This window comes from Psychromonas sp. (genome assembly GCF_983033635.1).
In genome coordinates this window covers 1-1,429 of record NZ_CEZLMY010000113.1, presented here as the reverse complement: position 1 = coordinate 1,429, position 1,429 = coordinate 1, and the positions used below count along the sequence as shown (strand labels likewise).

3 protein-coding genes are annotated in these 1,429 nt (G+C 35.8%); 1 reads left to right on the top strand and 2 read right to left on the bottom strand.

The features are described from left to right. Positions 1 to 261 (top strand): hypothetical protein (locus AC4GME_RS13305; protein ID WP_490379561.1); only part of this gene is annotated, 261 nt, incomplete at its 5' end. 296 nt (positions 262 to 557) lie between these two features. On the opposite strand, the gene AC4GME_RS13300 is transcribed toward AC4GME_RS13305, so the two are convergent. Both AC4GME_RS13300 and AC4GME_RS13295 read right to left on the bottom strand, forming a co-directional pair. Next, on the bottom strand, positions 558 to 920 hold the full coding sequence (locus tag AC4GME_RS13300; protein ID WP_490376339.1) for a hypothetical protein: 363 nt from the start codon (positions 918 to 920) through the stop codon (positions 558 to 560). A gap of 318 nt (positions 921 to 1,238) precedes the next feature. Next, the coding region (locus AC4GME_RS13295) for a hypothetical protein (RefSeq protein ID WP_490379560.1) at positions 1,239 to 1,429 on the bottom strand (191 nt) is incomplete at its 5' end.

Sequence of the window (1,429 nt, the reverse complement as noted above, 5' to 3'; positions counted from 1 at the left end):
ATGCTAGGTGAATTAGCAAAACAGCTAGATGACGCCTGGCTGCCAAAATCTATCCCGACGTTTTATGAACTTGAAGAAAGATATATAACAGAGGGCTCTAACTGGACACGTTCATTGCTTATAAGCGCATGTAAATATATGCGTTTAGCTGGTTTGTTTGATGCGGATTTATGGAAAATAGTCTGTAAAGAGTCAAAATGCCCAACTGAAGCACATACAATAATACGACCATTCAGAAAAGGCGATATTTACTTTAACTAAATGCAGTTAAATAAGTCTATGCAAAAATCACAAACAAAAAGGAGCCAAACAGCTCCTTTTTGTGAGTTTTCTTTAAAGCAAATTACTGAAAACTATTGTTAGCGGCACTATGAAATTATGTAATCAATACATAGCTGCGACAGGGAATCAATTGACCAAGATTGAACCGGAATTTAAAATAATTAGATGTAACTGTGATAACGCCACTATCAACTTTTTAGTGTACGTTGCCGCCCTATTCCCTTGCTATTATGTCAAACCGACAGGTTTGCATTTCAACAAGTTCATAACCTGTTTTAATGAATCACTTTAAAAACATTCAAACGTAATAAAGCTCGCTTAATCGGCGTCATTGATAATTCTTCAATAATATATTCAATGTCATAACGTTTGAACATTTCGCTTAAAAAAGCACATGTAATATTTAATGGTGCTGAAGCAAATAAATTTGGATTATATGCATAATCAGCACCTCGCGCAGAAAACCAATCTTTATGATCCTGGCTTTTCATAAAACCAGATTCAGTGATAGCCAGTTTCAGGCTAGCTAATAAATCCTTAGATTCAATATTATTTGTATAAAAATCATCAGACAAAGCTGCTACAGAGTTAATGGCATGCTGGCTAGGTAATAAAGAGGTGTCATATAAATTTGCCATGTTAGTAGACCTTATAATTGAGACGTTGATTGTATTTGCTTGAGTAGCTGCGTTTCCATACAGTGAAGAATACCTGTTTAAATAATAAGCACTGTTCTTTAAAGAACACTTCTCCCAGTTAAGACGTTTTTTGATAATTTAATATTTGGCCATTAGCTGAGCAAACTAAAAAAAGCTCGCTTCATAACATTAAAGAAATCTATTATTGACAACACAGAGAGCTGTTTATTGTGCAGGCGTTGGATAACGATTAACCGCAGGTGATTTTTTGATGAACAAAACGAGCTTAACCGACCGGGTTATTTTTCCGTTTAATTATCAGTTTCCCGTAATGCAGGAGCTGCCTGCAAATTTGAAATCTAAGGTGGCAACTTTTTTCGAGATTGTGTTGTCCCAGTTCATTACCTGGGTTAATTGATCTGCTGAACATGGCTTAGCGTAATAAAATCCCTGAACCGCTTTACACCCCAACTCTTTCACTAATTCGGCTTGCTCTGCAGTTTCTATAC